Genomic DNA, 6,398 nt, shown 5'->3' with positions numbered 1-6,398 from the left:
CTAAACTGCAATACGGAGGCACGACCAAATAACCTTACTACGCATTATTGACAAAAAAAAGCCTATAAAAACTAAGTTTTTTATAGGCTTTTTCTTATTTTGTAGGAATTATTCTTTAATAACAAGCGATCGGTGCTGTTAAATGCTCGTAAGTTTGACCTAAATAAGATACTGGTTGTTCAAAGATATACGTATTATTGTTATCATAATTATAATTACCGTATAATTGTAATCTTGCTAAAGAATCTTCATATCGGAAGTTTTTAAGTATTTCTTGATTTTTAGATATCTGAATTTCTGCTAAACAATGTTCAATATAAGTTTTCGGTGCCTCTTGACAAATTCCATCATGTAAAGCTTTTAACATGAGTAAGTTTACTAATGGGTTAATACCATTATTTGCATTAGTAGTAATCGTAGCTTCTTCGTGTTTTTGATCAATCTTTCCAAACTGCACTTCTAGAGGTGATTTAGATGTCGAGCCTAGACTTGCATCCTCACATATGTCTATATACGCTGCGGTGCTGCATTCCGTATCTCCTTTAAATTCCTCTCTATAAGCTGGTTTAGAAAGATGTCTAACAGGCAATTCAGAAATTGAAAGCTCTTCATTGCTTACTTCTACCTTATCTATTTCAAGATTTTCTGATTCAATATTGATTTTTTCTTCAAAATTTATCTCTGGGAAAAGTTCTTTCAAATCCGTTATTTCAAGCTTTTCTCCTTTTTTACCTACTTCATAAGCTTTAGAAACAATTTGTTTATAAATAACGCCAATTAATTCTCGTTTTGTTTGTATTTCATCAGAATAATTAATTCCTCCTTCATTCCAAAACTTTACTATTTTAGAAAAAGCAGGAATATATTTACCGGTCTCTGCTAAAAATTTTTGTATAAATGTAGGTTCAACAAGAGGTGCTAATGTAGGGTTTTCTTCATATTTTTTAAATACATACTCGACAATTTTAGGTATATTTTGATCTGCTTCTATTTCGTCAGGTAAGCCGTGTAATATTTTTTTGGCTATTGCTTGATCCATCTTCTTATACAAAATATTAATCCCTATCCATGTCCATACAGGATCAGCCGTAAAACAAAGCTTTGTTACATAAAATGCTAGCGATATAGGTAGAGATAATAACTTTAAATAGTTAAGGCAAGTATATCGTAATGGATGAGGGGTGAGGCTATAAATCTCATCCATATCTTGGTTTAGCTCACATGATGTTTTAATCATAGTATACTTCTGCTTAATTAAATGAGAAGTGATGTCATATACTGGCATGTTATTACTTAAATTTAACTAATCCGTCAGCAAAATATAAAAAACATTAACATTTGTCAAATGCTATTTGATGAGATTTTGTTTTAAATCAATTATAATACTTGCAAAGTTTTATCAAGATAAATAGAATTATCCAAAGTCAAAAGTAATATAAGGAATGAGTATGCTTAACATAAATTTTGTGAACGAAGAATCATCTACTAATCAGGGTCTAGTAGTTTTTATTGATGAACAGTTAAAGCTTGATAGTAATTTAATAGGCCTCGATCAACAACATCACGGATTAATTTCTAAAACTATTCAGAATAAACTGCAATTTACCGGTAAATATGGACAGATTAAAGTTATTCCGTCTGTCATTAAATCAGGCGAGGTTAGATATTTGATAATAGCAGGTCTTGGGAATGAAGAAAAATTAACTGAAGCAAAAATTGAAGAGTTAGGTGGTAAAATCTTACAACATGCTATTTGTGCTAAAATTTCTACTATCGGCTTAAAACTTACAAATAGCATTAGCAGGTTTACATCTCAAACATTCGCATCTTTAGTTGCTAGTGGGGCGTTTCTTGCTTCTTACAGATTTGATCAATATAGAACTACCTTAAAAGAAGCAGACAAGTTTGCAGTAGAGTCAATTGAGATTTTTACCGATAATAGTACTGAAGTGGCAAAATTATTTGAAGTCAAAAAATTAATTGCTGAGGCAGTATTTTTTACAAGGGATATATGTAATGAACCGTCAAATATTAAAACTCCGCAAGTTTATGCTGAAAGAATAGTTGATATACTTGAACCGTTCGGAGTAGATGTTGACGTTATCGGTGAACGTGAGATGAAAAATCTTGGTATGGGTGCATTACTTGGGGTCGGTCAAGGTTCACAAAACGAGTCAAAATTAGTAGTAATGGAATATAAAGGCGGCAGTAAAGACGTTCCGACTATTGCTTTGGTTGGTAAAGGAGTGATTTTTGATACAGGCGGTATTTCCTTAAAGCCGTCAAGTAATATGCATTTAATGAGATACGATATGGGAGGCTCTGCAGCAGTCGTGGGTGCTATGATTGCGGTTGCCGGTCAAAAATTACCTGTAAATATAGTCGGTGTTGTAGGGCTTGTTGAAAATATGCCGTCCGGTAATGCACAGCGTCCAGGGGATGTAGTAACTACTATGTCAGGGCAAACTGCCGAAGTTTTAAATACCGACGCAGAAGGGCGTTTAGTACTTGCTGATGCAGTTTGGTATGCACAAGAAAAATTTAAGCCTAAATGCGTGATTGACGTTGCAACTCTAACAGGAGCAATAACTGTAGCACTCGGTAGTACATATGCCGGTTGTTTTTCCAATAATGATGAGCTAGCTGATAAGTTAATAAAAGTAGGGGAAGAAGTTAATGAAAAACTTTGGAGAATGCCGCTTCATGATGAGTACGATGCAATGATTAACTCCGATATTGCTGATATGGCAAATATAGGGAACGTACCGGGAGCTGCCGGAAGCTGCACGGCTGCACATTTCATTAAACGTTTCATTAAAGATGGAGTAGATTGGGCTCATTTAGATATAGCAGGTGTTGCAAATAGTAATAAAGCTTCAGCACTCGGTCCGAAAGGGGCAGTGGGGTATGGCGTGAGGCTACTTGAGAAATTCATTAAAGAATATATTTAACGTTATTCTAGAGTCGCTTTGTTGCGTAGAAACCGAGTCGTCATGAGCTACGCAGCCATAGGCTGCGTAGCAATCTCATGCAATAATAACAAACTCCTGAGATTGCGTACGTACAAAACTTACAGTTTTTCCGTAGCTCAGACGAAAAGTCATCTATTTGCTATTTGTTTATTCTGAATATAATTATGAACACAATAAATAAACCTTATATATTTGTTATAGGTAATGAAAAAGGCGGGGCAGGTAAAACTACCTGTTGCATGCACTTAATAATAGCTCTGCTTTATCAAAATTATTCGGTAGTAAGTATTGATACCGACTCACGTCAAGGTTCTTTAACCAGCTATTTAAAAAATCGAGATTTATATAATCAGCAAAATCTTGATAAACCGGTATTAGTACCGAAACATTTTCATATATCGGAAAGCGATGCGGAAGAACAAGCAAAGAGTTTTAAGGAAGTACTTGCAAATAATCAGGATGCCGATTATATAGTGATTGATACCCCAGGCAGTCATACTCCTTTATCAAGAGTTGCTCATTCTTACGCCGATACAATTATTACACCGATTAATGACAGCTTTCTAGATTTAGACGTAATAGCAAAAGTCGACAGCAAAGATGAAATTATTAGCCCATCAATATATAGTCAAATGATTTGGGAACAGAAAATGGAGCGTGCTAGTCGTGATAGAATTAGTATAGATTGGGTAATACTGCGTAATCGTTTAAGTAATCTTGATGCATTAAATAAAAGACGCGTAGGGAATGTATTAGCTAAACTTGCTAAAAGAATTAACTTTAAACTCGCAGAAGGATTTAGTGAACGTGTAATATATAGGGAGTTATTTTTACAAGGTCTAACATTACTTGATCTAAAAACTGCAAAATATGATAGAGCGTTTAATAGCTCACACGTACTTGCACGTCAAGAATTACGAAATTTTTTAGACTTTCTAGGTATTAAGGCTGCGTTCAAAGGTTAATTTCTATTAAAGTTTTTCTTGTATAAAGTTAAAAAATATATATAATGGGCAAAATTAATATGTTTTAACTTTATAAGGGAAACAAATGCCAAATATTGCTGAAAATATTTCAAAACTACCGGAAGAACAAGAAAAAGTTAATAAGCTTGTTGATCAATACAAAAATTTAACTCCGGAAGAACAAAAAATTGTTGATAGAAAACTTAAGTCACATTTTACAAAAGAAGAGCTAGAACAGGATGAGCTTAAATCAAGAATGAATAACATACGTAGTAATTTGTCCAATAAAGACCAAGAAAAACTACAAGCAGGTAATAATTCTATAGGTGAAATAGCAAAAGATGTATTATCGTTAGTTAGAGGAATAATAAATCTAGTAGAAAATGTTGCAGAGATAATTAAAAACCCTAAGAAAGCAATATATGAATGGATTAAAGGTGAGTTAAATCAAGTAAAACCGGAGCAACAAAATCATCAGCAACTCCCATCAAAGCCAAAAGCTGCTGCAATATCAAGATAAAATTTTGGCAAGATAAAACTTTAGTTTTTATTTGCGAAACTCTGTAATTTTATGTATATGTATAAAGGAAAGAAATATACGTAGAAAATGCATAAATATAGAACTCATAATTGTAACGAATTACAAATATCCGATGTTGGGAAAGAAGTTAAATTATCCGGTTGGGTACATAGAAGAAGAGATCACGGTAATCTAGTTTTCATAGATTTACGCGATCATTATGGTATAACTCAAATCGTGTTTACCGATCAAAACCAGCAGCTTATGGAAGATGCAAGTCGTTTGCGTTATGAGTCGGTAATTACGGTAAGGGGTACAGTTGTAGCAAGATCAAATGATACTATTAATGATGCGCTTCCGACAGGTCATATTGAGGTCTTAGCAGGTGAATTTATTGTTGAATCAGCTGCAGATACTCTACCTTTTGTTATTAATACTGAAAAAGATGCTCCAGAAGAGACGAGGCTTAAACATCGCTTTTTAGATCTTAGACGTGAGAAATTGCATAATAATATAATACTCCGCTCACAAATTATTTCTCATATTCGTCATTTGATGACGGCAAGAGGTTTTACCGAATTTCAAACACCGATTTTAACGGCAAGTTCACCTGAAGGTGCTAGAGATTTCTTAGTACCGAGTAGAATGCATCCGGGTAAGTTCTATGCGTTACCGCAAGCACCTCAGCAATTCAAGCAGTTATTGATGGTATCAGGCTTTGATCGTTATTTCCAAATTGCTCCTTGTTTTCGGGATGAAGATGCAAGAGCCGATAGATCACCTGGCGAGTTTTATCAGCTAGATGTAGAAATGTCGTTTGTTACACAGGAAGACATATTTAGTACTATTGAGCCTGTGATGTATGATTTATTCACTAAATTCACGGCTGAAAAAGTATCAGAGACTCCTTTTGTTCGTATTCCATATAATGAATCTATGCTAAAATATGGTTCTGATAAGCCTGATTTACGAAATCCTATTATAATTGTTGATGTAACTGAGATATTTAGAGATTCCGATTTTACGATTTTCAGAGAGAATATCAAAAAAGGTAGTATTGTTCGTGCAATTCCTGCTCCTAAGGCAGCTGCACTGCCTCGTAGCTTCTTCGATAAAATGATAGAGTTTGCAATATCCGAAGGAGCAAGTGGACTTGGTTATATTCAGTTTAGTGAAACCGGTGAAGCAAAAGGACCGGTAGCAAAATTCTTAAGCCCGCAGCAATTAGAGAGTCTAAAAGCTACAGCTAGTATTAGTAACGGTGATGTCGTATTTTTTGCTAGCGATAAAAAAGAAAAAGCTGCAAAGCTTGCAGGCAAGGTTAGAATAAGACTTGGCGAAGAGCTTGATTTACTCGAAAAAGACTGCTTTAAATTCTGCTGGATTACCAATTTTCCATTCTATGAATTAAATGAAGACACAGGAAAAATTGATTTTAGCCATAATCCATTTTCTATGCCACAAGGCGGCTTAGAAGCTTTAGAGCAAGCTAAAACTACTGCAGAGTTATTAGAAATTAACGCCTATCAATATGATATTGTTTGTAACGGTATTGAGCTTTCCAGCGGTGCTATTAGAAACCATAAGCCGGAAATTATGTATAAAGCATTTTCCATAGCAGGTTATAGTGAGGAGGAAGTTGATAAGAGATTTGGCGGTATGATTAGAGCATTTAAGTTTGGTGCTCCACCACATGGCGGAATAGCTCCCGGTATTGACAGAATCGTTATGCTACTCGCAGAAGCAACTAATATAAGAGAAATAATTGCATTTCCTTTAAATCAGCAAGCTGAAGATTTACTAATGAACGCTCCAAGCTATGTAGAAGATAAAGCTCTAAAAGAGCTAAGCATTATGTTATCACCGTCGATTCTTAAGAATATGTAATAACAATTAGCTGTAGAAGTCAAGATTTAATCTTACAGACATTATAAAAATTAT

The 6,398-nt window shown here is 34.4% G+C and carries 5 protein-coding genes; 4 read left to right on the top strand and 1 reads right to left on the bottom strand.

All coding sequences use genetic code 11. The annotated features are described in order from the left end of the window. Positions 1-115: 115 nt before the first annotated feature. A complete protein-coding gene (locus tag KYQ89_RS03315; RefSeq protein ID WP_218460395.1) occupies positions 116-1,285 on the bottom strand; it encodes a palindromic element RPE1 domain-containing protein in 1,170 nt (389 codons plus the stop codon). Positions 1,286-1,448: 163 nt separating this feature from the next. On the opposite strand from KYQ89_RS03315, the gene KYQ89_RS03310 reads away from it, so the two are divergent. From KYQ89_RS03310 to aspS, 4 genes are all read left to right on the top strand, one after another. Then, complete coding sequence (locus KYQ89_RS03310; protein ID WP_218460394.1) at positions 1,449-2,951, top strand: leucyl aminopeptidase; 1,503 nt, start codon at positions 1,449-1,451, stop codon at positions 2,949-2,951. A gap of 185 nt (positions 2,952-3,136) precedes the next feature. After that, a complete protein-coding gene (locus KYQ89_RS03305; RefSeq protein ID WP_218460393.1) occupies positions 3,137-3,937 on the top strand; it encodes a division plane positioning ATPase MipZ in 801 nt (266 codons plus the stop codon). Between the two features lie 85 nt (positions 3,938-4,022). Beyond that, positions 4,023-4,457, top strand: coding sequence for a DUF3106 domain-containing protein (locus KYQ89_RS03300; protein ID WP_218460392.1), 435 nt, complete (start codon positions 4,023-4,025; stop codon positions 4,455-4,457). 87 nt (positions 4,458-4,544) lie between these two features. Further along, positions 4,545-6,344: an aspartate--tRNA ligase gene (gene aspS / locus KYQ89_RS03295; RefSeq protein ID WP_218460391.1), complete on the top strand. Its 1,800-nt coding sequence runs from the start codon at positions 4,545-4,547 to the stop codon at positions 6,342-6,344. The last annotated feature ends 54 nt before the right edge of the window (positions 6,345-6,398 follow it).

This window comes from Rickettsia sp. TH2014 (assembly GCF_019249195.1).
Classification (GTDB): Bacteria; Pseudomonadota; Alphaproteobacteria; order Rickettsiales; family Rickettsiaceae; genus Rickettsia; species Rickettsia felis.
This window is presented reverse-complemented; position numbering and strand designations above follow the sequence as displayed.

What these genes read in the sequence shown, in the direction of transcription:
- KYQ89_RS03305 (WP_218460393.1), top strand. Translation starts at nt 3,137, where the DNA reads ATGAACACAATAAATAAACCTTATATATTTGTTATAGGTAATGAAAAA.
- KYQ89_RS03310 (WP_218460394.1), top strand. Translation starts at nt 1,449, where the DNA reads ATGCTTAACATAAATTTTGTGAACGAAGAATCATCTACTAATCAGGGT.
- KYQ89_RS03300 (WP_218460392.1), top strand. Translation starts at nt 4,023, where the DNA reads ATGCCAAATATTGCTGAAAATATTTCAAAACTACCGGAAGAACAAGAA.
- aspS (WP_218460391.1), top strand. Translation starts at nt 4,545, where the DNA reads ATGCATAAATATAGAACTCATAATTGTAACGAATTACAAATATCCGAT.
- KYQ89_RS03315 (WP_218460395.1), bottom strand. Translation starts at nt 1,285, where the DNA reads ATGCCAGTATATGACATCACTTCTCATTTAATTAAGCAGAAGTATACT.